Source organism: Dellaglioa sp. CoH-56-MRSF-11 (assembly GCF_056782135.1).
In genome coordinates this window covers 88,549-113,104 of sequence record NZ_JBXAYE010000004.1, presented here as the reverse complement: position 1 = coordinate 113,104, position 24,556 = coordinate 88,549, and the positions used below count along the sequence as shown (strand labels likewise).

At 33.3% G+C, this 24,556-nt stretch carries 23 protein-coding genes, 1 riboswitch and 2 other annotated features (1 of these 26 cut by a window edge); of the genes, 2 read left to right on the top strand and 21 right to left on the bottom strand.

Annotated elements, in window-relative coordinates; translation table 11 throughout:
* Nucleotides 1-20 precede the first annotated feature (20 nt).
* From AC1RPT_RS05725 to asnB, 8 genes are all read right to left on the bottom strand, one after another.
* Nucleotides 21-1,493 (bottom strand): UDP-N-acetylmuramoyl-L-alanyl-D-glutamate--2,6-diaminopimelate ligase, encoded by a 1,473-nt coding sequence (locus AC1RPT_RS05725; RefSeq protein WP_481761679.1) that lies wholly within the window; start codon nt 1,491-1,493, stop codon nt 21-23.
* 16 nt (nt 1,494-1,509) lie between these two features.
* Complete coding sequence (locus tag AC1RPT_RS05720; RefSeq protein WP_409022366.1) at nt 1,510-3,675, bottom strand: penicillin-binding transpeptidase domain-containing protein; 2,166 nt, start codon at nt 3,673-3,675, stop codon at nt 1,510-1,512.
* Entirely contained in the window at nt 3,672-4,040 is a 369-nt protein-coding gene (gene ftsL, locus AC1RPT_RS05715) for a cell division protein FtsL (protein WP_481761678.1), read from the bottom strand. Before ftsL ends, AC1RPT_RS05720 begins: the two co-directional genes overlap by 4 nt.
* Nucleotides 4,041-4,067: 27 nt before the next feature.
* A complete protein-coding gene (gene rsmH / locus AC1RPT_RS05710) occupies nt 4,068-5,018 on the bottom strand; it encodes a 16S rRNA (cytosine(1402)-N(4))-methyltransferase RsmH (RefSeq protein ID WP_481761677.1) in 951 nt (316 codons plus the stop codon).
* A 27-nt stretch (nt 5,019-5,045) separates the two neighbouring features.
* Nucleotides 5,046-5,477 (bottom strand): division/cell wall cluster transcriptional repressor MraZ, encoded by a 432-nt coding sequence (mraZ, locus tag AC1RPT_RS05705; protein WP_481761676.1) that lies wholly within the window; start codon nt 5,475-5,477, stop codon nt 5,046-5,048.
* A 174-nt stretch (nt 5,478-5,651) separates the two neighbouring features.
* Nucleotides 5,652-6,020, bottom strand: coding sequence for a DUF3397 family protein (locus tag AC1RPT_RS05700; protein WP_409022362.1), 369 nt, complete (start codon nt 6,018-6,020; stop codon nt 5,652-5,654).
* Nucleotides 6,021-6,032: 12 nt separating this feature from the next.
* Entirely contained in the window at nt 6,033-7,232 is a 1,200-nt protein-coding gene (gene dapG / locus AC1RPT_RS05695) for an aspartate kinase (RefSeq protein ID WP_481761675.1), read from the bottom strand.
* Between the two features lie 22 nt (nt 7,233-7,254).
* On the bottom strand, nt 7,255-9,141 hold the full coding sequence (gene asnB, locus AC1RPT_RS05690) for an asparagine synthase (glutamine-hydrolyzing) (protein ID WP_481761723.1): 1,887 nt from the start codon (nt 9,139-9,141) through the stop codon (nt 7,255-7,257).
* A gap of 199 nt (nt 9,142-9,340) precedes the next feature.
* Here asnB and AC1RPT_RS05685 point away from each other — a divergent pair, with 199 nt between their 5' ends.
* Both AC1RPT_RS05685 and AC1RPT_RS05680 read left to right on the top strand, forming a co-directional pair.
* A complete protein-coding gene (locus AC1RPT_RS05685) occupies nt 9,341-10,291 on the top strand; it encodes a magnesium transporter CorA family protein (RefSeq protein ID WP_409022360.1) in 951 nt (316 codons plus the stop codon).
* Nucleotides 10,292-10,354: 63 nt separating this feature from the next.
* A complete protein-coding gene (locus AC1RPT_RS05680) occupies nt 10,355-10,465 on the top strand; it encodes a DUF4044 domain-containing protein (protein ID WP_409022359.1) in 111 nt (36 codons plus the stop codon).
* A gap of 97 nt (nt 10,466-10,562) precedes the next feature.
* Here the strand turns inward: AC1RPT_RS05680 and thiT are convergent, their stop codons facing one another.
* The 13 genes from thiT to AC1RPT_RS05615 all read right to left on the bottom strand — a co-directional run bounded on the left by thiT (nt 10,563) and on the right by AC1RPT_RS05615 (nt 24,348).
* On the bottom strand, nt 10,563-11,117 hold the full coding sequence (gene thiT / locus AC1RPT_RS05675) for an energy-coupled thiamine transporter ThiT (protein ID WP_481761674.1): 555 nt from the start codon (nt 11,115-11,117) through the stop codon (nt 10,563-10,565).
* Between the two features lie 46 nt (nt 11,118-11,163).
* Nucleotides 11,164-11,267: riboswitch (TPP riboswitch) on the bottom strand.
* A gap of 52 nt (nt 11,268-11,319) precedes the next feature.
* Nucleotides 11,320-12,768: a cardiolipin synthase gene (gene cls / locus AC1RPT_RS05670; protein WP_481761673.1), complete on the bottom strand. Its 1,449-nt coding sequence runs from the start codon at nt 12,766-12,768 to the stop codon at nt 11,320-11,322.
* Between the two features lie 15 nt (nt 12,769-12,783).
* Nucleotides 12,784-13,623, bottom strand: a complete 840-nt coding sequence (locus tag AC1RPT_RS05665) for an amino acid ABC transporter substrate-binding protein (protein ID WP_481761672.1) — start codon at nt 13,621-13,623, stop codon at nt 12,784-12,786.
* A 10-nt stretch (nt 13,624-13,633) separates the two neighbouring features.
* Nucleotides 13,634-14,272, bottom strand: a complete 639-nt coding sequence (locus AC1RPT_RS05660; protein WP_409022355.1) for an amino acid ABC transporter ATP-binding protein — start codon at nt 14,270-14,272, stop codon at nt 13,634-13,636.
* An 11-nt stretch (nt 14,273-14,283) separates the two neighbouring features.
* Complete coding sequence (locus tag AC1RPT_RS05655; protein ID WP_409022354.1) at nt 14,284-14,940, bottom strand: amino acid ABC transporter permease; 657 nt, start codon at nt 14,938-14,940, stop codon at nt 14,284-14,286.
* Nucleotides 14,941-15,108: 168 nt separating this feature from the next.
* Nucleotides 15,109-15,342 (bottom strand) — a binding site (T-box leader).
* A 44-nt stretch (nt 15,343-15,386) separates the two neighbouring features.
* Complete coding sequence (gene minD / locus AC1RPT_RS05650; protein WP_409022353.1) at nt 15,387-16,190, bottom strand: septum site-determining protein MinD; 804 nt, start codon at nt 16,188-16,190, stop codon at nt 15,387-15,389.
* Nucleotides 16,191-16,192: 2 nt separating this feature from the next.
* Nucleotides 16,193-16,864, bottom strand: a complete 672-nt coding sequence (locus AC1RPT_RS05645; protein WP_409022352.1) for a septum site-determining protein MinC — start codon at nt 16,862-16,864, stop codon at nt 16,193-16,195.
* A gap of 19 nt (nt 16,865-16,883) precedes the next feature.
* Nucleotides 16,884-17,405, bottom strand: coding sequence for a rod shape-determining protein MreD (gene mreD / locus AC1RPT_RS05640; RefSeq protein WP_409022351.1), 522 nt, complete (start codon nt 17,403-17,405; stop codon nt 16,884-16,886).
* Nucleotides 17,406-17,418: 13 nt separating this feature from the next.
* Nucleotides 17,419-18,270 carry a rod shape-determining protein MreC gene (mreC, locus tag AC1RPT_RS05635; protein WP_481761671.1) on the bottom strand — a complete coding sequence of 284 codons (852 nt, stop codon included), beginning with the start codon at nt 18,268-18,270 and terminating at the stop codon, nt 17,419-17,421.
* Between the two features lie 101 nt (nt 18,271-18,371).
* Nucleotides 18,372-19,376: a rod shape-determining protein gene (locus tag AC1RPT_RS05630; protein WP_409022785.1), complete on the bottom strand. Its 1,005-nt coding sequence runs from the start codon at nt 19,374-19,376 to the stop codon at nt 18,372-18,374.
* Nucleotides 19,377-19,583: 207 nt separating this feature from the next.
* Nucleotides 19,584-20,264: a RadC family protein gene (gene radC / locus AC1RPT_RS05625; RefSeq protein WP_481761670.1), complete on the bottom strand. Its 681-nt coding sequence runs from the start codon at nt 20,262-20,264 to the stop codon at nt 19,584-19,586.
* A gap of 49 nt (nt 20,265-20,313) precedes the next feature.
* Nucleotides 20,314-21,627 carry a bifunctional folylpolyglutamate synthase/dihydrofolate synthase gene (locus tag AC1RPT_RS05620; protein WP_481761669.1) on the bottom strand — a complete coding sequence of 438 codons (1,314 nt, stop codon included), beginning with the start codon at nt 21,625-21,627 and terminating at the stop codon, nt 20,314-20,316.
* Between the two features lie 75 nt (nt 21,628-21,702).
* Nucleotides 21,703-24,348, bottom strand: coding sequence for a valine--tRNA ligase (locus AC1RPT_RS05615; protein ID WP_481761668.1), 2,646 nt, complete (start codon nt 24,346-24,348; stop codon nt 21,703-21,705).
* A gap of 69 nt (nt 24,349-24,417) precedes the next feature.
* Nucleotides 24,418-24,556: a binding site (T-box leader), on the bottom strand (it continues 62 nt past the right edge of the window).

Here is a 24,556-nt window from a genome sequence, read left to right as displayed (position 1 = left end):
GTCTTATCCTCACTCAATTCTTATTTTTTATTTAATGCTCCCGATGCTTCTTCAACATCGTCAAAATGCACTTTTTCTCGACCAAGAATTTGATAATCTTCATGACCTTTACCAGCAATTAAAATAACATCTCCTGGTTGCGCCTTTTTTATTGTTTGAGCAATTGCATCGTGTCGATCCATTATAACAGTTGCTCTATTTTCTGGAATTCCAGTCAGCATGTCTGCCATAATTTCCTTAGGATCTTCAGTTCTAGGATTATCCATAGTAAATACTGGGTAATCACTATGGTCAGCAGCAATTTTTGCCATTTTAGGACGTTTTCCTTTATCACGATCACCACCGCAGCCAACAATGCAATAAATTTTATTTTGTGCAAAATCTTGTATTGTCTCTAAGACATTTAATAACCCATCTGGTGTGTGCGCGTAATCTACAATTACACTGATACCCGTTTTAGAAGGCACTAATTGAAAACGACCTTTAACACCAGTCACTTTTTCAAGTGATTTAATAATTTGTGTTTCATCAAGTCCAGCAGCATATGCGGCACTAAACGCAGCAAGCATATTATAAACATTAAACAAGCCGATTAATTGCATTGTAACATGAGTTGTTTCACCAAAAAGAATTAAATCAAACTCAGTTCCATGACTCTTAATTTCAATATTTTTAGCTTGAATCATGGCATCATCATTTTCGATACCGTAAGATAATATTTGAGCAGAAGTAAACTGAGTAAACGTTCGAGCCACTGGGTCATCAAAATTTAAAACAGCCACTTTTGAGTCGCCTGATTCAGTATAATGATTACCCAACTGAGCAAATAACATACTTTTTGCATGTGCATAATTTTCCATTGTTTTATGAAAATCTAAATGATCTTGTGTCAAATTTGTAAAAACTGCGATATCAAAATCAATACCCCATACACGTCCTAAGACTAACGCATGTGAAGAAACTTCCATTGCAACAGTTTCAACTTTTTCTTGTTTCATTTGTGCTAAAGTTCTTTGCAATGTAATAACATCTGGAGTTGTATTATTCGAAGGATACAGTGTATCATTTATTTTACGATACATTGTACCGATTAAACCTGTTTTTTGATTTAAGTCACGATAAATTTGTTCAATCAAATGTGTAACAGTCGTCTTACCATTTGTACCAGTAACACCAATCATTCTCATCTGCTGACTTGGGACGCCATAAAATGCATCGGCAAGAATTGCCATCGCACGATTTGTATCTTGGACATAAACGACTGGAACAGGTACATCAACTGGTTTACGAGCAATAATAATCTTCGCACCTTTTTCAACCGCTTGATTCACAAAATCATGTCCATCAACTGTATAACCTTCAACAGCAACAAATAGACTATCTTCAACAACTTCTCTTGTATCTTGTGTTAATAGCTTAATATCTAACTCTGAATCAATCGCCGTTGATACTCGTTTAAATTTTAAACTTTGGATTAATTTATCTGCTCTCATATCTATATTCACCTTTTTATTTTAACGTTAATTTCACCATAGTTGATTTTTTAACAACTGTATTCGCCTTAATACTTTGAGCTGCTACATAACCACTACCCGTTGTCGTTAAGTTTAGTTTCATTAATTCTGCAGCATTCACCGCATCACTCTTTGACCAACCGGTTAAATCAGGCATAATCATTTCACCATTTGTTAATAACAATATTTTACGTCCGGATAATACAGTCGTTCCAGCAGGTGGATACTGATTAGCTACCGTTCTGCCATGTCCGATAACTGCAATATCTAGATTTTGTTCGTTTAATTTTGTTTTAGCTGATGAAGTTGAACTATTTGTAACGTCTGCTACTGTTACATTAGTCTTTGCAGTTGATACCGCTGTTGAACTGTCTTCTTCTAAAGTCCTCTTCATCAATGGATTAAATATTTGTGCCAAAATAGCATTACCACTGGTACCTTGCATATTTTGTGGTTGTTTCATCGTTACATACATAATATATTTTGGATCTTTGGCCGGCGCCATACCTACAACTGAAAAGACATAATTTGCATCACCCGTTAGATATCCAGTTCCATTTGGATCCGAAATTTGGGCAGTTCCTGTTTTTGCAGCTATCTTGTAACCATCAATTTTAAAGGCATTACCGGTCCCATAATTTTTGTAGATAACATCTTGCATCATGCTTAATACTTCTTTAGACGTTGATTTTTTAATAACTTGTCCTAAATTTGTTGTTTTAGCTTGATACGTTGTTTTTCCAGTATTAGGATCTACAATTTTATCCACAAGCGTTGGTTTGATCATCTTACCGTTGTTTGCAAATGCCGTAAAACCTTGCATCATTTGCATAGTTGTCACATTTATTCCTTGACCAAAAGCTGTATCTGCTTGTTCAATTGGGTATTGAAATTCAATACTACCTTTTGCTTCATTAGCTAATCCCAGATTTGTACTTTCCAGGAAACCAAATTTTTTAATATATTTAAGCCAAGCAGTATGCCCCATCGCTTGTTCCAACTTAGCCATACCAACATTACTTGAACGAGCGAAACCTTCACGATAAGTGATTAAACCCCAACCAGATGTATTCCAATCAGGAACAATCTTAGTTCCCACTTTTAAAACACCTGATTTATAGACGGCATTCTCATTGTAGGCATTATTTTCAATAGCAGCTGCCATTGTAAATACTTTCATAGTCGAGCCAGGTTCATAACTATCTTCAATTAGCGTATTACGCCACATCTTTGAAATACCACTTTTGGTATCTGCATTAAATGTAGGCCGTTGACTTCCTGCCAAAATTTTTCCATTTTTAGCATTCATTATAACAACATTCATTGATTTAGGATTATATGTTTTTTGTACGTTAGTTAGAGTTGTTTCAAGATACGTTTGTAATTTTGTATCAATGGTTGTATAAATATTATTTCCATTTTCAACTTTTTTTGTTTTTGTCTTTGAGTTTGGTAGTTGGTAACCATAACTATCTTTTTGGACCTTTTTTAACCCGTCTGTTCCACTTAATTGTTTATTAAATGCTAATTCTAGTCCCATTACACCAGATAAAGTTGAATCACCTTTTTTTGAAGTGCTTTTTGTCACACCAATTAAATGTGATGCAAAAACACCATTTGGATATAATCTTGCTTGTGTTTCAGTGAAATAAATACCTTTTAAATCTGCTGATTCTATCTTGTTTTTTGTTTCCAAAGATAAGTTTTTACCAGAATTACCAAATTCAACTTGGTAAGTTCCTTTTTTTGCATTCAAAATATTGTAAACTTTAGATTCTTTCATTCCAATCGCATCACTAATAACTTTTGCAGCTTTACTCTTATCAGTAACGTATAACGCTTTGTTATTTGCACCAACATATGATTTTGATAGAACTGCATAAATTGAGTAGTTTGTTGTATCTTCAGCAATCGGTTGATTTGAATCATCATAAATGGTTCCTCTATTTGCTTTATCAATTCGACTATTTTCATAAAGTGCCTGTGTTTGGCTACTTAAATTAACATCTGAAACTTTTCCACCTATTACAATATAAGAAAAACGAATGATAAACATCAAAAGAATCGCTAAAACGGCCAGGATTAGTAGCACACCAAACCTTTGCCTATTTCTACGTTTCTTTTTCATGTCATTTATCATCCGTTGCTTTTGATTATTCATTTCGTTACATTCCTTATTCTACTCTCACTTAAATTAAGACCATTTTTATTAGCGATACTATTTAATCGATCATTACTGGCAAGTTCGTTCACTTCTTGTGTCAAATCAGAACTCTTAGTTTGAATAGCTGTTATTTCGCTGTTAATATTTTGTAAAAATTGACTACTATTAGACAACTCTACCTGAGATGAAACTAGCATAAGCATAAGTACCAAAGAAATTGCACCAATTAAACCAAATAATGATTTTTCAATTCTAGAAAATGCAACACTTTGTGATCCCACTGTTTTTTTATGTATAGGTTGTTGTCTTGGATTTTCTTTATATTCTCTTGGCATTTGTCGTGCTGTGCTATTTTGTGCCATGATATGTAACCCCTTTATTATAAAATATTATTTTTTCAATCGTTTTATAATTCTCAATTTTGCTGAATGTGCACGCCTATTATTCTGTAATTCTAATTCTGATGGTAAAATTGGCTTTTTATTAACTAGTGCATAATTTGGCTGAATATTATCTGGAATTACAGGTAAACCCGGTGGTAACTCTGGTAAACTTGTTCGTTCCTTAAACATCGTTTTGACCAATCTATCTTCTAATGACTGAAATGTAATAACGCTAACTTGCCCCTTAACATTAATTAAATCAATTGCTTGCTCTAATGAATCTTCTAAAACACCCAATTCATCATTAACCGCAATTCGAATAGCTTGAAAAACTTTTTTAGCAGGGTGCCCACCTGTTCGTCTTGCACGAGCCGGAATACCCATTTTAATTAATTCAACTAATTGACTAGTTGTAACAATTTCTTCATTTTCTCTAGCATTTTCAATCTGACGAGCAATTGACTTTGCAAATTTTTCTTCACCATATCTAAAAAAGATTCTAATAAGTTCTTGATATGTCCAATTATTAACAATCTCTTTAGCTGTTAATTCTGCACTTAAATCCATCCTCATATCTAACGGCGCATCGTGCTGATAACTGAAGCCTCGTTCTGCGACATCAAATTGTGGGGATGATACACCTAAGTCATAGAGTACACCATCTACTTCCGTGACATTAAGTTCCAGTAACGCGGCTTTTAAATCTTTAAAATTGCGTTTAATAAACGTAACTTGTCCATTTTCTATGTATTTTTTTAAATGCCCTTCATTATAAGTAATCGCTGTTTGATCTTGGTCAAAAGCATATAAATGTCCCTCCGTACTTAGTTGAGACAGGATTAGGGCACTATGTCCACCGCCACCCAAAGTACAATCAACATATATACCATCTGGTTTAATAGCCAACCCATCTACTGCTTCATTTAGTAGTACTGTTTCATGTTCAAATGTCGTCATAGTTTTATCCCCTTTCATACGTGTTATTTAAAATCCAAAATCAATCATATTTTCTGCAATTTCATCAAAATTTTCTGATGCACTCTCTGAAAAACTATTCCATCGATCTTCACTCCATACTTCGAATCTGTTTGAAACACCTACTAGCACACATTTTTTTTCTAAATCAGCATGTGTTCTTAAAGGAACTGGAATATTAATACGGCCTTGTTTATCAAATTCACATTCTGTAGCTGCAGAATATAAAAATCTTACAAAAGCCCGTGAATCTTTTTTTGTTAAAGGGAGTGTTTTAAGCTTTTCTTCTAGGAGTGTCCACTCTGTTTGTGTATATCCGAATAAACAACCATCCATACCTCGAGTAATAACAAATTTCTCACCTAATTCCTCACGAAATTTAGCTGGAATAATTAATCTACCTTTAGTATCTAAAGTGTGTTTAAATTCGCCCATAAACATTGTGTACAGCCCCCCTTCATAGTAACTATTTAAATTTTACCACAATGCCCCACATTCCACCACTGAATTCCCCAATATTATGATTTTAAATGATAATATACAAAAAAACACTCAATCCTTTTTAGATTAAGTGTTTTTTACATTACTTATAATTAAAAATGTAGGACGATATCCTTAAAATAGTACTAAAAAGAGAAGCATTAAGAGGTACCATCCAAGCATATAAATATCAGTAATTTTCCAAATGGTCTTGAAAAATTTTGCATAAATTAATTCTCCATCTCGATACGCATACATAAGCGCACTAGCAATACCAATTAAGCACCAAGAAAATATTATAAATGGTGTAATCGATAAATTAAACTCTCGTACTGATAAAATATGTGTCAATAAAAGAAGTAATGGTGGTAAAAAATCAATGATTTGCAACCGTTTAGGCCAATTTTTACGTAAAATACGTTTAAGTAAAGTTAAAATTAGAATATATCCAAATATTAAAATTATCGACCCATACCAAGTTCCAAAAAATGGTAAAAGTTTCATAAATTACCCCTTTTAGATACTGCTTAAAAAGACATCATGTAATGCATTAACAGCAGTTTTTAAATCGTCCTGTTGAACTAAAATCCAAATTGTCGTATAACTATCAGTTGTTTGAAGAATATTAATATCCTTCTCAGCTAGTGCTGTTACAATTTTGGCCGTAACACCTGGTGTTCCAGTCATCCCCGCTCCCACAATTGAAACTTTCGCACAGTTTGGAAGCACTGAGACATCAATTCCAGCATCTACTAAAAGTTGTTTAGCTTTTTTTTCATCATCATTGAACAAATTAAAGAGGACTTTGCCAGGTGAGATATTAATAAAATCAACGCTCAAATTATTATTGGACATCAAATTAAAAACATCTTTTGGAGCATGATTAACTGTTTTAATTGTAAATTGACTGAGTCCAGTCACATGAGCAATACCAGTTACACTACGATAATGCTTTACACCTAAGTTTCGGTCGGTCACAAGGGTTCCCATCTCTTCAGGACTTTGCCAAGTTGAGCGAATCCGAACTGGAACATGGGCTTGTTGCGCAATTTCCACTGCACGAGGATGGATAACTTTCGCACCTTCATGAGCCATATTTGCAACTTCTTCATAACTGACTGTTTCTAGAAATTTTGCCTTTGTAACTAATCTAGGATCGGCAGTCATCATCCCTGACACGTCAGTAAAAATATCGACACGTTCAGCATCTAATGCTGCTCCAAGTAATGCAGCTGTCGTATCACTTCCACCACGCCCAATAGTCGTCGTTTGACCTTTACTTGTAGCACCTTGGAACCCAGTCACAACTAAAACATCAGCATCTTTAAATGCCTCATCAATTAAATCAGTATTAATGTTAATTACTTTAGCATTCTGAAATTCATCAGTTGTTTCAACTCCAGCATCCTGCCCTGTTAAAGCAGCAGCTTTAATGCCTTCCTTATTCAATAATTCAGAAAAAACTGCGGCAGAAATAGTTTCACCAACAGAAACAATCATATCAAGTTCTCTATTAGAAAGTAATGATTGCTCTCCATCGACAAGTCCTAATAATGAATCAGTTGCATAAGGTGCACCTTTACGCCCAATTGCTGAAACAACGACAACGACTTGATACCCTTTATCAACTGAATATTTTACGTGTTTTAAAGCTGCTCGTCTCGACTCATCGTCTTGAACCGATGTGCCACCAAACTTCTGAACCATAATTGTCATTATTTTGAACTCCCACTATTTATTATTTAGCTTTTTCTGTTACTGTTTTACTATCTTCTAATATGTCACTTTCAATGTAAATACGATGCCATACCATAAATGTTAAGACAGTCCATATTTTTCTGGAGTTATCTCTAACACCAGCACGATGTTCATCCAATAAATCTATGAAATATTGTTTGTTAAAAAATTCATCTGTTTGAGAATCATTAATAATTTGTTTAGCCCAGTCATACATTTCGTCTTTTAACCAAAAACGAATAGGCACAGGGAAACCTAATTTTTTACGATTTAAAACATGGTCAGGAACGATACCTTCAGCAGCTTTGCGTAAAGCATACTTGGTTGTTCCATGTGCAATTCTCAAATCTGCAGGCACTTCAGAAGCAACTGCAAAAACTTCTTTATCCAAAAATGGTGTTCTCAATTCTATGCTGTGTGCCATTGTTGTACGATCGGCATTATGCAATAAATCTCCATTTAACCATGTATGCATATCAATAAATTGCATTTGATCTATTTTATTGTAATCTTTTGATGCATTATAATATTGGCCAGTAATACTTTGGAATGGATGATTTTTATTATAGTCTTTAAAGAATGCTTCTTTTTCTTTTTCATTAAAAATAAAAGCATTACCAACGTAACGATCCTCCATTGGTGTCGTGCCTCGAAGAAGGAAACTTTGTCCACGCATCCCTTTAGGCATCATTTGAGCAATTTTATTCAACGCACCATTAATTGGTTTAGTGTATTTAAATCCTTTTAATGATTCAGGTTCATGATAAATAGTGTAACCACCAAATAGTTCATCAGCACCTTCACCCGTCAATGCAACTTTAACACGTTTTCTGGCCTCTTTAGCAAGGAAATATTGAGGCACAGCAGCCGGATCAGCCAAGGGATCATCCATATTCCAAATAAAATGTGGAAAAGCCTTCATAAATGCTTCAGCCGTAATAACAGAACTAAAATTAGCGACATTTAATTTTTCTGCGGTTTCTTGCGCAACATCTATTTCACTATAGCCTTCACGTTCAAATCCAACTGAAATTGTTTCTAATTTTGGATTTAATTCTTTAGCAATAGCAACAATAATAGACGAATCAATTCCACCAGATAAGAATGAACCAACTGGTACATCGGCACGCATATGCTTATCAACTGAATCAATTAAGACGTCTTTAATACGTTTAATATATGTCTCTTCTGGACGAACTACTGGATGAAATTCGGCAGAAAAATATCGTGTAATGACTGGCTTCTCGCCTAATTTTTTCGTTAAATAATGTCCAGGTTGTAACATATCAATTTCTTTAGTTAACGTTTCTGGTTCTGGTACAAATTGGAATGTCATATAATCTTGAAGTGCATCTTTATCAAATGTCTTATTTTTTAAAACTTTATAAATAGCTTTACTTTCCGAACCATAATAAAAATTGTCATCTGCTATAGCGTAATAAAATGGTTTAATCCCAAATTGATCACGGGCAGCAAAAAGTGTTTTTTCTTGCGTATCCCAGATAACAAATCCAAACATTCCGCGGAATTGCTTAACAGCTTCTGCACCGTACTTAGCATACATACCTAAAATGACTTCTGAATCAGAATCTGTTTTAAATTCATAACCATCAGCAACTAATGCTTCACGTAGTTCAATATAATTATAGATTTCACCGTTGAAAGTTAACCAGTAACGTTCATTTTCATATGAAAGTGGTTGGTGTCCGCCTTCTAAATCAATAATACTTAATCTTCTAAATCCCATTGTTATATCATCATCACTAAAATAACCTGAATCATCAGGACCACGGTGAACAATCATTTTTGTCATATTATGAACAATTTTATCGTAATCATCATTGGTATTTTTTTGTCTGTCGCTCAATACACCTGCAAATCCACACATATTTTCATCCCTCATTTTCATAAAAATCAATGTCTTATATTATAGATGATTCTACCATATATTTCAATTTAGGTTACAGTTATGTTTACTATTATAGCGTATTTGAACTAATCTTAACAACTAGATGTCTGAATTAACGAAAGCTTAAAAAATTTGGTATACTATGTATTATGTTATTCGAATAAAGGGGACTTTGATATTGATAGAATATTATACATCAACTGAGTTAGGTACAATTCAAAAAATAAAAGAATACAGTAAATCATGTTGGATTAACGTTACAAATCCTTCTGAAATAGAAATAAATGAACTTATTAAAAAGTATGCTATACCACGAGACTATATGACCGCTATTTCAGATGATCAAGAAAATTCAAGAACTGAAGGATTGTCTCAAAATATTGTTCCTGACTTAGTCTTAATGCAGTACCCTCATCGCATTAGAAACTCGCTAGGCTACTTAGAATACCAAACGTTTCCTTTTTCAATTATCTTAGCAGATGATGCAATAATTACAGTCTCAAATAGTGAACCAGATTTTATCAGTAAATTTATCGCGGATAGTCCAATTCATCAAATTAAAACGATAACATCGGATCAATTCACTTTGAAATTACTTTGGTATCTATCACAAAGTTTTGTCGTTGCGTTAAAATCTATCATTCAAGAAACCGAAAATTTAGAAAAATCACTTGCTAAAGCAACTAAAAATGAGCAATATTATCAAATGATGTCAATGCAAAAAAGTTTAGTTTATTTTGATGCTGCTTTAAAGAAAAATAATCCAGTACTTCAATCTATGGTTGACTCAAATGAGCATTTCAAACAAAAGGCAACTGATGATTTACTCACAGATGTTTTAATCGAGAACCAACAAGCCGAAACAATGACAAGCATTCAAACTAAAATATTAGAGAATTATGGTGAAATGGTTTCATCAGTTATTTCAAACAATTTAAATATTATCATGAAGGTCTTAACGTCGATGACGATTATTTTAACGATACCAACAATCGTTGGCGGTATGTTCGGCATGAACGTATCCCTTCCTGGTGCAGACACTCATTTTTCATTCTGGTGGTTACAATTAATCACGTTAATAATTTGTTTATTAACTGCTTATTATTTAAAGAAAAATGACTACTTTTAAGTTGACATTTTACTTATAAAAAAGTTATAGTTACACTATTAGATTTGAGAGGGTGGGTAAAACATGAAGAAAAAGAAATCTACATTCCAAAAAATCACAATGTTTGTCGTGTGGTTAATGATTCTTGTAACAGTCGGTGGTGTCGTTTTAACCGCAGTTATGTCAATCGCTTAATTTAAAAATAAAAATTTTAAAGGTTCCCAGCTTAATTAGCTAGGAACCTTTTTTATAAAAAAAGGCGGATTATTATATCCGTCTTTTTCTGTCTATTCTATTTAGCTAGGAAGATTCCTGGACTTTTTTTAAGTATGATACTAAGTATCAAGGTAGCAATAATCATGTTAATAATCATACTCCCACCATTGACAACTGCTGAGTACACAACTGGAGAAAGCCCCCATTGAACATATTTTGACCAAAAAATGATACCAGCCATAAAATGAGCACTGTATTTTAGAAATACAGCTATTAAAATCGCAAAAGTCAGTGATTGTATGGCACCACGCATATTTTTAGTACGCAACTGACTTAAAAAACGAGCAGAGAATAACCCAGAAAATCCTAGTACCAAATTAGCAACTGGATACTCTAAGATAGCCTGAACCGGCGTTAATACAAACGCAGTTCCAATTAAAATAGGTAATATACCATATAGTAACCCAATAATTAATCCCATTTTTAATCCGCGTCGTAAACTGTATACCACAATAGGTAACACACCTAGTGCAATATCAATATTTGGCGGATTAGGAACAAATGATAGCGCCATTGCTAAAGCGGCCATAACGACCCCTTCTAGTAATATCAATAATTTTTTTCTTTCCAACAAAAAAACCTCCTTTGACTTAGTAAACCAAGCACAAAGAAGGTGTTAATCTTCTACACACAATTCCTACGTTTGCATTAACAAACAGGTTCCAAGGGTCTGAATTTCTTCACTCTCAGCCAAAATTAATCGGCTCCCCTTTGTGTTGGTCTCCGATTAATAATATCGCATACATCCTGAAAAACGTCAAGCGTTTCCATTCCTATAATATCGGTGAAAGAAGTCTTGAAAACTGTTGCTTAAATTTCAACCAATGTGATTGATCATTAAAATACCTTTTCGTTAAAAGACTACTTTGTTCCATATCAGTTTCAAAAATTGTTTTAAGTGTGCTTGCCACACCTACATCATAAATAAATGCATTCGCTTCAAAGTTTAACTTAAAACTTCTAAAATCAAAATTAGCTGAACCAACGGATGCAACCATTTCATCAATTACAACTGTTTTAGCGTGTAAAAATCCATTGTTGTATTGATAAATTTCTACACCAATATTCGTTAGATCTTTCGCATAATACTGTGTAGCACGATAAACAAAGGCATGATCTGGCATACAAGGAATCATAATTCTAACCTGAACGCCTGAAGATACCGCAATATCTAACGCTTCTATAACAGAATCATCTGGAATTAAATAAGGTGTTTGAATATAAATATATTTTTTAGCTGAATTAATTAACTTAATATAACCTTTTTTTATTTGTTCAATTTCTGAATCAGGTCCACTAGAAACAATTTGCATGTTAACTTTACCTTTTGTAACAGTTTGTGGAAAATAACTTGACTGGTAATTAATCTGATTATTTCTCGCAGTTGCATTCCAATCCATAATGAACCTACTTTGTAGTGATCCGACAGCGTTTCCAAATACGCGAATATGTGTATCTCGCCAGTTACCAAATTTCTCACTTTCACCTAGATACTGATCACCGACATTGAATCCACCGATGTAACCGATTTTACCATCAATAACGACAATCTTTCTATGATCTCTAAAGTTCAAACGAAGATTTGAAAATGAAAAATGTGAACCCAGAAAGGCTTCTGCTTTACCGCCCAATTCCTCAAGATGTTTGAAGAATTTTTTAGTAGTTCCCTTTGATCCCAATGCATCATAGATGATTCTAACTTCAAGACCTTCATTTGCTTTCATTTCAAGTAACGTCAATAGTTCATTTCCAATATGCCCATCTTCGAATGCATAATACTCAACATGGATATGGTGTTTAGCTTTACGAATGTCTTGAAATAACGTCTTAAACTTATCATGCCCATCAATAAATAACTGAACCTCATTCTTCTTAGTTAAAATAGATTTCTCTATTTCTAAAAACATATGCATGATTTCGTTTACATCATCAGTATATTTACCGCTTGTTGTTAATTCTCCTCTGGCCCATTCTTCTTTTTGTTGATCTACTAATTGGTCAACACCCATACGACCCTGTGTTTTAATATCAAATATTTTTTCTTTTGAAATTTTCTTACCAAAAAAAAGATAAATTAAAAATCCAAAAATAGGTATACCTATCAAGACAAGAAGCCATGCCCATGTTGCAGCAATATCACGTTTTTCTCTAAAGACGGTCACAATTGCCGCTAACAAGTTCAATAAAAAAACAAGTAGCACACCAATATTTACATATGTCATATAGTCCCTCCAAAATTAATTATTTTGAATATTATTATTTTCACCAAACCATTTTTGATTTAATTCTTTTAGATAACCTTTGTTTTGCAACTCTGTTATTGCCCTATTAATTTTTAATTGCATTGTTGTATCAGATTTTCGCATACCTACCGCAAAATCTTCAGTTTTAAAATTACCATTTATCACGTTATATGCATTTGAATTCGACTGATGCTTAATAAAGTAGTTCGCATAGACATCATCAATTAAAAGTCCTTGAATTCTATCTGCATTTAAATCGATAAAAGCATTATCAAATGAATCATATTGAACAGGTTCTTTATCTTTAATATTATCTTTTAAAATATCTGGATGCAAATTTAAGCTATCAAATCCAGCTGAACCACTTTGAACACCTAAAATTTTTTGTTTCATATCAGAAAAAGAATTAATTTCACTTGATTTTTTTGTTACTAATACTTGCTTGTTCGTTAAATATGTACGACTGAAAGCAACATTCTTAGCACGTGCAGTTGTTTTTGTATACCCATTCCAGATTAAATCAATTGTCCCATTTTTTAATTCCGTTTCTTTCATAGACCAATCAATTGTTTGGAAATCAACTTGAATATCATATTTTTCAAAAACTTTTTTTGCTAAATCAACATCATATCCTACTAAACTACCATCTTTTTGTCTGAATGTCATTGGCACAAAACTATCATCAATTCCGATAACAACGGTACCCTTTTTTTGAATTGATTTCCAACTATCAACCGAATTCATTGATTGGCTACTATTGCTACAGCCAGCTAATCCTATAAACATCATCATAAATAATATTGTAAAAACAATTTTTTTTTCTAATTGATTCATTTATTATCCTCTAATCTTCTAGCGGCTTAACTTTTAATAATTTATCCGCAATATTTTCAGCAAATGGTACATCATGTGTCACTATTATTTGAGTCATTCCGTCTACTTTCAACGATAATATTAAATTCTCTACTTCCTGGCGTAGTGCTGGATCAAGTGCTGAAGTTGGTTCATCATAACACAAGATTTTAGGATTCATCGCTAATGCACGTGCAATTGCAACTCGTTGTTTCTGCCCACCTGAAAGTTGGTAAGGATATAAATGCCCTTTATTTCCGAGAGATAAGCGATCTAATAATTTTTGTGCTTCTTCCTCGGCCTGGACTTTATTACGATTTAAAACTAATTTTGGAGCTAACGTTATATTATCTAACACTGAAAGATGAGGGAATAATTGAAATTCCTGGAATACTACCCCAATAACACTTTCGTTCGTATTATTACGATATGGATCAAATGGTGAGGCATCAATTAGAATATCTCCAGAATCAATTGATTCTAACCCACTAATACATCTCAATAAAGTCGTTTTTCCACCACCAGATGGACCAACAATACTAACAATTTCACCATCATTAACTGTTAAATTAATATCATCTAAAATTAATCGTTTTCCATAATACTTTTTAATATTTTTTAACTCTAGCATAGAATTACTCCTTATTTGTAATAACTATAATGTTTTTCAATTTTCTTCAAGACAAGTGTAAATATAGCTGTTAATAACAGATAGATTGCCCCAACCATCAATAGTGGGACGAGTGTTACATCACGACTCGTCGCTACGTTACCGGCTCTTAATAAATCGCCTAACCCAATAACATATACTAAACTTGAATCTTTAACTAAATTAATAATTTCATTTCCAATTGAAGGTAAAACGATCTTGAACACTTGTGGAATAATAATTGTCCTAATAGTTTGCCAATATGATAGACGCAATACCTTTGCACTTTCATATTGACCTTTAGGAATCGATTGCAATCCACCCCTAAATATTTCAGCAAAATACGCACCATAATTCAAAATAAATGCAAATAATGCCGCATCGTATCGACCGAATACAATATGAATATGGAACTGTTGTAGTGTTGGTAGTCCATAAAACACAAAAATTAATTGTAGTAGCAGTGGTGTTCCTCGCATTAACCAAACATAAAAATTCAAAAAATACTTAATTGGTTTTATTTTTGAAATTAATCCTAATCCGACAATTAAACCAAGTGGAATCGATCCAATGATCGTCCAAAAAAATATTTCTAACGTTAATTTAGCACCATCTATTAATGATGGCAAAATTTCTAATATATAAGTCATTACATTATCTCCCTTTAGTTAAATAAAAAAATCCTCTCAAGCCAAATCAAATTGACTCAAGAGGACGATAGCCGTGGTGCCACCTCAAATTCATATTTTTCTCACGAAAAATAACTTATGTAGATTAATAAAAATGAGTATAAAAAAACTCTATAGTCATTATTGACTATAGAGGGCGACGAATCGCGGTACCACCTCAAACATCATTAAATTCTCACAAATTTAATCTTAACGAGTTTATTAAACTACAGCTATAACGGGCTTATCCCGGACTTCCCTAATTAACTAGTTTAGGAAATCAACTCGCAGATGTGTTTCAGACTTAAGAACTGTATCTTTTCAGCAATCGATACTCTCTTTAAAAGTTTGTTTAAGCCTTAATCTTCTGTTCAACGTTTTTCTTAATTGATAATAATTTAGCATACTGTCATTAACATTGTCAAGAATTAGTCTTTCTTAAACCATGAACCCATTTTTTTCCAAAAACCTTTTTGAGGCTGTTTTATTGTCATCAAGGGCACTGTTTCCCCTAGTAGTCGACGTGCTACATTACGATAACCTAATCCAGCTGGATTTTTAGAATCTAAAACAATTGGTTCACCATGATTTGATGTACTAATAACAGCATCGTCATCAACAATAATTCCTAATAAATCAATAGACAAATGACGTGTAATCTCATCAACATCCATTGCTTGACCATCTTCCATCATTTGACGACGGATACGATTAATAATTAATTTTGGTTGTTGTAATAATGGATTTTGCTCTAATAAACCTACCACGCGATCTGCATCACGAACCGCAGAAATTTCAGGCGTTGTTACAATAATAGCCATATCTGCACCAGCAATAGCATTCATAAAACCTTGCTCAATTCCAGCTGGGCAATCAATAATAACATAGTCAAACTCTTCTTTTAATTCATCAACAATTGCTTTTACTTGTTCAGGAACTAATGCTGATTTATCAGTATTTTGTGCAGCAGGTAATAAGTATAAATATTCGTTAAATCTCTTATCTTTAATGAGTGCTTGGTGTAACCGTGCACGACCCTCAGCTACGTCTACAATATCAAATAAGATACGGTTATCAAGACCTAAAACAACGTCTAAATTACGCAAACCAATATCTAAATCCATTAGAACAACCTTTTTTTCAAGAAGTGCTAATGCAGTTCCAATATTTGCAGATGATGTTGTTTTACCAACACCACCTTTACCAGATGTTACAACAATTGCTTTTCCCATCTTTAATATCCTCCAGCATGATTAAATAATTTTGGTCGAAGTGACTTTAATTCATCTCGATTGCCATAATCTATAATATGTAAATCATTAACATAGATTACAGTATCTTGACTGTTTGTTACTTTTTCATCATCTATAATATCAACTAATTCACCAATTCGTACTTGTGAAGCAGCTGAAACATCGCCCACAATAATGCTATCTGTATTATTGTTAAATCCAGCATGAATGACACCTTGAACTTCACCCATAACAAAAATATTACCAGCAGCTCGTAATTGACCACCCTGATGTAATTTACCTAAAAATAAAATATCACCTTTTAAATCAACTATTTGTCCACTTCGAATTGTTAGATAGCATAAATGAACGTTGTCATTTTCTTTTAAAATATTAGCATCTTCTATGGTCATTACTTCAGATTCGATTTTGTGTACTTTAAAATTACGGTATTCAGAAATAATTTTTTCGATTTTTTGCTTTTCATCTGCTGAAAACAATCGATTTTCTGTTTTAATATCAAACGAAATAACCGTTTCATCAGCATTCTTTTTTTCAGCACTTAAATTATTAAATAATTCTCTAAGTTCAACCAAAATTTTATCAAATCCGAAATCCTGTTTAAGAATAATTTCATAACCATCTTTATAACCTTTTAAAATAACACCTTGCATCTACGTTCACCCCTGAATTTTAATTATATCGGTTACTTAAATTCATTAATTTTGATATTGGATAGTACAAAATAATAAATACCACCAGATTAAAAGCTAAAGTTGGTCCAAACGAAGTACTAACGAATGTTGTTACAGATTCATTAGCAAATCCAATCATCTCATTGACTGCATAATACGAAACTTCTAAAACTGCCAAATCAATAAAATAAATGAGTAATATCACAATAAAAGATGGTTCGAAATATTGATATGCTATTTTAGTTAAATAAACAATTAATGGTAACAAAATCATATAAATACCCAAAATACCGGCATAATAACTATCAAATGCTAGACCAACACCAAACGCCCATAATTCAAGATGCTTATTATCTGAGTAAAAGATACCCATTATCAACCATAACAACAACAGGTGACTAACCATGATAGTCGTTTGTGATTGTAACTGTTCCATAAAAACAAATTGTATTGTACCATCCAAAAAAAAGGAAATAATAAGTCCTAACGGAAAAATATACTGTCTATTTTTATTTCTCATCTAATCTCACCTTCTAATCCAACGTCTGAGCAACTGTTACAACCGTTAGGTCACTCAAATCAACTGCAGGTTTGATATAAATTTTAGAAGCAAGTCCATAATCACCTTGCTCAACTTTAGACACAACACCAACATTTAAACCCTTTGGTGTTGTGCCTCCAAGACCAGATGTGACAACAGAATCACCTTTTTTCAAGGCTTTCTTAGAAGTAATTTGACCCATAATTAATAAATTATCTGTTTTATCATAGTCAGTAATTAAACCATTAATAATATCATCGTTTGAATTATTTACTTGAACTGCAAATCTATTAGCAGAATCATTAGTAGTCGATATTAATTCAACTTTACTATTTGTTTTATTAACTTCTATAACACGACCAATCAATCCAGAACCAGCCATCACTGGTGCGTTCTTTTTAACACCAGACGCACTACCTTTACTTATCACAAGTTGATTTAGCCAACCAGAAGGTAATCGCGTTAAAACAGATGCATTAATTGAAGTATAATCAGTCAATGTACTGTCCAATTTTAATTCCTTTTTCAGCTGTTTATTCTCATTTTTAACAGTGTCTGATTCCACTTGAACTTGTGCTAATTTATCAACTTGTTTTTTTAATTTTTGATTTTCTTGATATGTATTTAAAAGATCAGAAATACCAATAACTGAACTTTTTAAGCCATTTGCAGGATAACTAACTGCTCTATCAAATAGACCAACAACATCATTACCAAATTCTTGAATGAGCGGTGGTGTTGATTTTTTATTTCTAACGGAAACTGAAAATGAAATTAAACTAAAACTCACAATAATGGCTATTAAAATGATGATTAGTCTTCTATTTGAAAAAAATTTCTGCATGTTCGCTATCCTCCACTTACCTTATAATTAACTAAAAAATTAAGAGGCTGGATAAATAAACCACCAACCTCTTCATTTTTAGCTTATGTGATTTTTAAAATCTATCTTTTCTTCATGACGTCGATACTTTTTAATGATTCACCTGTACCAATTGCAACACAGTCGAGTGGTTCATTAGCAATAAAAACAGGCACTTTTGTAACTTCAGAAATAACTTCTGATAGGTTTTTTAATAATGCACCACCACCTGTTAATACAATACCATGGTCAATCACATCAGCAGCAATTTCTGGAGAAGTTTCTTCCAATGTTTCCTTAATAGCAGTAATGATTTCAGCAATAGATTCTTGAATAGCAACTGCAATATCAGTTGCTTTTACAGTAACTGTTTTAGGAAGACCCGTAATCAAATCACGTCCTCTGATAGTTGTATCTTCAATTGATGCAGCATCTTTAACTGATGCAGATGCAACGTCCATTTTTAATTGTTCAGCTGTTCTTTCACCAATCAATAAATTAAAGTTTTGACGAATATATGACACAATTGATTCATCCAATTTATCGCCAGCCATTCTGATAGAACGGCTTGAAACAATACCACCTAATGAAATTGTAGCAACATCTGTTGTTCCACCACCGATATCAACAACCATATTACCCGTTGGATCCATCACTGGTAATCCAGCGCCGACTGCTGCAGCAAATGGTTCTTCAATAACGTAGGCGTCACGCGCACCGGCAACACGAGTTGCATCAATAACGGCACGTTTTTCAACTTCTGTAACGCCACTAGGAACACATACCATTACATAAGGTTTACCTGCAGATTTACCTAAAGCTTTTTGAATGTAATATTTCATCATAGCAACTGTTGTGTCATAATCAGCAATTACACCGTCTTTCATTGGGCGAATAGCCACAATGCTACTTGGTGTACGACCGATCATTGCACGAGCATCTTCTCCAACAGAAACAATTTCATCAGTTTTAACATTTTTAGCGACGACTGAAGGTTCACGTAAAACAATACCTTTTCCCTCAACATACACGATTGTATTAGCTGTTCCTAAATCAATTCCTATATTCTTTGTTCCAAATCCAAACACAGTCTTTCTTCCCTTCATCGTCAGCCTTCTAGGCGCTTTTATTCGTAGTATTTACATTATATCATAATCAAAAGTGAGATTTCATTCAATATTTACTAATTTTTATTAAGTTTATCTTAAATTATTATAAGGTAATTAATTTTGAATCCATAATCTTATTAAGTTTATCATATCTAATTTCATAGAACAAGAGAGCACCCTTGATAATCAAAGGACGCCCTCTTCTTTCATACTAAGATATTTAGTATTACCCGAAATAATATGATCTAACAGCTCAATTCCCATAAGAATACCACATTTTTCAACTCTTTTAGAGAAAATAATATCATTCTTAGATGGTGTCACATGCCCACTCGGATGATTATGGACCAATATAATTTTAGCTGCACCATATTTTAATGCAACTGCAAAAATATCTCTTGGATGGACCGTTGCTGAATTCAAAGTTCCAATGAACAATGTCTCTTGTTTTACAATTTGATTTTTTGTATCCAAGAATAATCCAATTAAAAACTCTTGGTTTAATCCACCTAACTCAGCAACCATTCTAACCCCAGCATCATGACTTGAACAGATTTGTCCACAAATAAAATGAGGTTCACTGTTGATTCGTGTTCCCAGTGTAACAATAGCTTGTAATTGTAATGCTGTAGACTGATTATTCCCATCCATCAATAACTGATAATCTTTTAAACAACATTTTTTTAGTTGGCTTAAAGATTGGTAACGTGAAGAAAAATTATTAACACACTTTCCAACATCATTAGGGTTCGTTAATAATAAACTAAAAACAACCGTCAAAAGCTCTTTATCTGATAAATTATCACATTGATACTTTTGGATTTGTTCCAGTAGATATTCATTTGAGCAACTAGAAATAAGTGACATGGTGATTCCTCCTATTTTTTATTAAATACGAGAAATTCACTTATTTAAATTATTCTGATACAAAATAACTACGAACCTCCGAAATAAAGTACAACGATCCTGTCACAAGTAATAAATCATCAGAAGACATTTCGCCAACACTTTGAACTAATGCCTCTTTCCAACTTTCTTGAATGGAGACATTATCAAACTTATTAACGTTGAAATCATCTATTTTGCTTACTAGACGTGGCCCTGAAAATTGAGTTAGTATAACTCGTACATGAGGAACTGCAGCTAATTTTTCCAGCATTTGTTTGCCTTGCTTATCCGCTAGTACTGCAAAAATAATTGTGATTTCTTTATCTTGAAAATGCGTTTTAAGCAACTGCGTAATCCGATCCACTGCTGCGCTATTGTGCGCACCGTCTAAAATAACTAACGGTTCATCATTTACTTTTTCAAAACGTCCTGGCCATCGTGTCTCTGAAATACCTTGCCTAATTGATTTAGGACTAATGGCCCATCCCTGAATTTCAGCAACCTTCTCAAAAGTAGCAATTGCTGTTGCTGCATTTTCATCTTGAAATTCACCTAATAATGGCACAGAAAGTTGTTTAATATTCAATTTATTCGACGTATACGTTAAAATTTCTTCCCATGATGATTTTGTTCCCTCAGATTTAGCATTAAAATCCACTCCTAATCGAAAAATAGGACTATTTTTTAATTTAGCCTCATTATTAATCACGCTAAAGACTTCATCAGTTACTCTACCAACGATAATAGGCCGATTACGTTTAATGATACCTGCTTTTTGTTGCGCTATCTTTTCAATTGTATTACCTAATATTTTCATATGATCTAGACCAATTGTTGTAATAACTGAAATAATTGGATCAATAATATTAGTTGAATCATACTTCCCGCCTAAGCCCGTTTCAACAACTACAATATCTACAGGATTTATGCTGCCAAAGTATACAAACATCATTGCAGTAATAATTTCGAATTCAGTTGGTCCCCCCTCAAAATCGGCTAGTTCAATATCCATTCGATCAACAACTGGTTTCACGACATTTACTAAATGTAAAAGGGCGGTATCATCAATCATCTGTCCATTTAAGGAAATACGTTCATTAAATTTAACAATGAATGGTGAAGTATAAGTTCCTACATTCAACCCTTGTGCAATTAATAATTCACGTAAAAATGCAACTGTTGAGCCCTTTCCATTCGTTCCAGCAACATGAATCATCGCGATATTACCTTGTGGGTTATCTAAGCGTTCCATAAATGCTCGCATTCTATTCAAAGATGGACTTTTTTTAAATTTTGTTCGCCCATGAATAAAATTGAGTGCCTCTTCGTAAGTTGTGATCAATTTTCCGTCCCGCTTTCTAAAAAAAATAGACTTATCTCAGGTATATTGTACCCGAAATAAGTCTATTTTGTTAGATTAAACTTCTGCTTTTAAATCAGAAATTCTTTCCTTAGTTGCTGTTAATTTAATTTGGTAATCTGCTAATTTTTCTTTTTCTTTTGTAACTACTGCCTCAGGTGCACTAGCAACAAACTTTTCATTGCCTAATTTTTTAGTTCCACGCACAACTTCAACATCAAGTTTTTTAACTTCTTTTTCCAAACGAACAATTTCGTCATTCAAATCAATTAGTTCAGCAAGTGGCATATAAATCTCTGCTCCCGTAATTACAGACGTCATTGCTAGCTTAGGAGCAACAACATTTGAACTGATTTGAAGTTCCTTAGGATGACAGAATCGTTGAATAAATTCTTGATTGTCTTCAAAAATAATCTTTGTTTTTTCATCAGTTGTTTTAATCAATAAATCAACTGCACTGGACATAGGTGCATTTACTTCTGCACGATTATTTCTAACAGCACGAATTAATTCAATTAAATTGTTCATATCAATAACTGATTGTTCATCTTCAAATTCTGGATGAACCACTGGGTAATCTGCAACAACAATTGATTCCCCTTCATGAGGCATTGTTAACCAAAGTTCTTCAGTTACAAATGGAATAATTGGATGAAGCAATTTCAATGTTTGATCTAAAACATAAGCCAAAATTTGTTGTGTATTTTGCTTAACTGTCAGATCTTCACCATTAAGATTTTCTTTACTCATTTCAATATACCAATCACAGAAGTCATTCCAGATGAAATTGTATAGAGCACGACCAGCTTCACCAAATTCAAAGACATCAAATAAGCGTGTAACTTCAGAAACAGTTGTATTTAATCGGCTTAATATCCATTTGTCAGCAAGCTGCCATTCTGATTTAGCTGGTAATTCAATTTTATCCACACCATCTAAATTCATAATAACAAATCGACTAGCATTCCAAATTTTATTAATAAAGTTCCAAGAAGCATCCATTTTAGTGTAACTAAAACGAACATCTTGTCCTGGTGCAGATCCATTAGATAGGAACCAACGAAGTGCATCTGCTCCATACTTTTGAATAACGTCCATTGGATCAATCCCATTACCAAGTGATTTACTCATTTTACGGCCATTCTCATCACGAATTAATCCATGAATCAAAACGTGTTCAAATGGACGTTCATCTGTAAATTCTAAGCTTTGGAAAATCATTCGTGATACCCAGAAGAAGATAATATCATATCCTGTGACAAGCGTATTAGTTGGGAAATAACGTTTAAAATCAGGTGCATCAGTATTTGGCCAACCCATTGTTGAAAATGGCCATAAAGCACTTGAAAACCACGTATCTAAGACATCATTATCTTGTTCCCAATTTTCGATATCAGTTGGTGCAACCTCACCAACGTACATTTCGCCAGTTTCTTTATGATACCAAGCTGGGATTTGATGTCCCCACCATAATTGACGTGAAATAACCCAATCATGAACATTTTCCATCCACTGTGTAAATGTATTTTCAAATCGTTCTGGGACGAATCCAACTTTGTCATCCCCTTGTTGGAATTTCAAAGCTTCTTCTGCGAGTGGTTTCATTTTAACAAACCATTGTGTTGATAAACGGGCCTCAACTTGAACGCCAGTTCTTTCAGAATGACCAACACTATGTGTAATTGGATCAATCTTAATCATTAAGTCCTCAGCTTCAAGATCTTTAACAATTGCTTTACGTGCTTCAAAACGGTCCATGCCAACATATTTACCAGCATTTTCGTTCATTGTTGCATCTTCATTCATTGTATTAATACGAGGTAAGTCATGGCGATTACCTACTTCAAAGTCATTAGGATCATGAGCAGGTGTTATTTTAACCATCCCTGTCCCAAATGCCATATCAACATAATGATCTGTAATAATAGGAATTTCTTTGTTAACAAGTGGTAGAATGACTTTTTTACCAACAATATCTTTGTAACGATCATCATCAGGGTGAACAGCAACAGCGACATCGCCCATCATCGTTTCTGGACGTGTTGTCGCTATTTCAATAAATCCAGAACCATCAGCGAATGGATATTTAACATGATAAAAAGCACCTTCATCATCTTGATGAATGACTTCAATATCTGATAAAGCGGTTCTTGCTTTAGGATCCCAATTAATAATGTATTCGCCACGATAGATTAATCCTTTATTATATAAATTAACAAAGACTTTTTTTACGGCATCTGACAAGCCGTCATCTAATGTGAAACGTTCACGACTATAATCGAGTGATAATCCCATTTTAGCCCATTGCTTATGAATAACATCAGCGTATTCATCTTTCCAATCCCAAACTTGTTGTACAAATTTCTCACGGCCTAAATCATAACGCGTCACACCTTGTTCAGCTAGTTTAGCTTCAACCTTTGCTTGTGTTGCAATTCCAGCATGGTCCATTCCTGGTAACCAAAGCGTATCAAAGCCTTGCATTCTTTTTTGTCTAATTAAAATATCTTGTAATGTTGTATCCCAAGCATGGCCTAAATGTAATTTACCAGTAACATTAGGCGGTGGAATAACGATTGAATAAGGTTTTGCTTCTGGATTAGCATTAGGTTTAAATAAATCTTTTTTCAACCATTCTTCATAACGGCCAGGTTCAACCTGACTTGGATCATATTTTGTTGATAATTCAACTTCTTTTGTCATGAGTTCTCCTTTTCATCTATCAATTTTATTTTAGGCATAAAAAAACACCGTCATCAAAAAACATTTCTGTTTTAGGACGACAGTGCCGTGGTACCACCTAAATTGGGTTTTAACCCCTCTTAATTACTTTTTAACGAACAATAATGTCCGGTTATTCCTACTTAATTTCAGAATAACGACTCCTGAGCTACCACCATAATGTCTAATT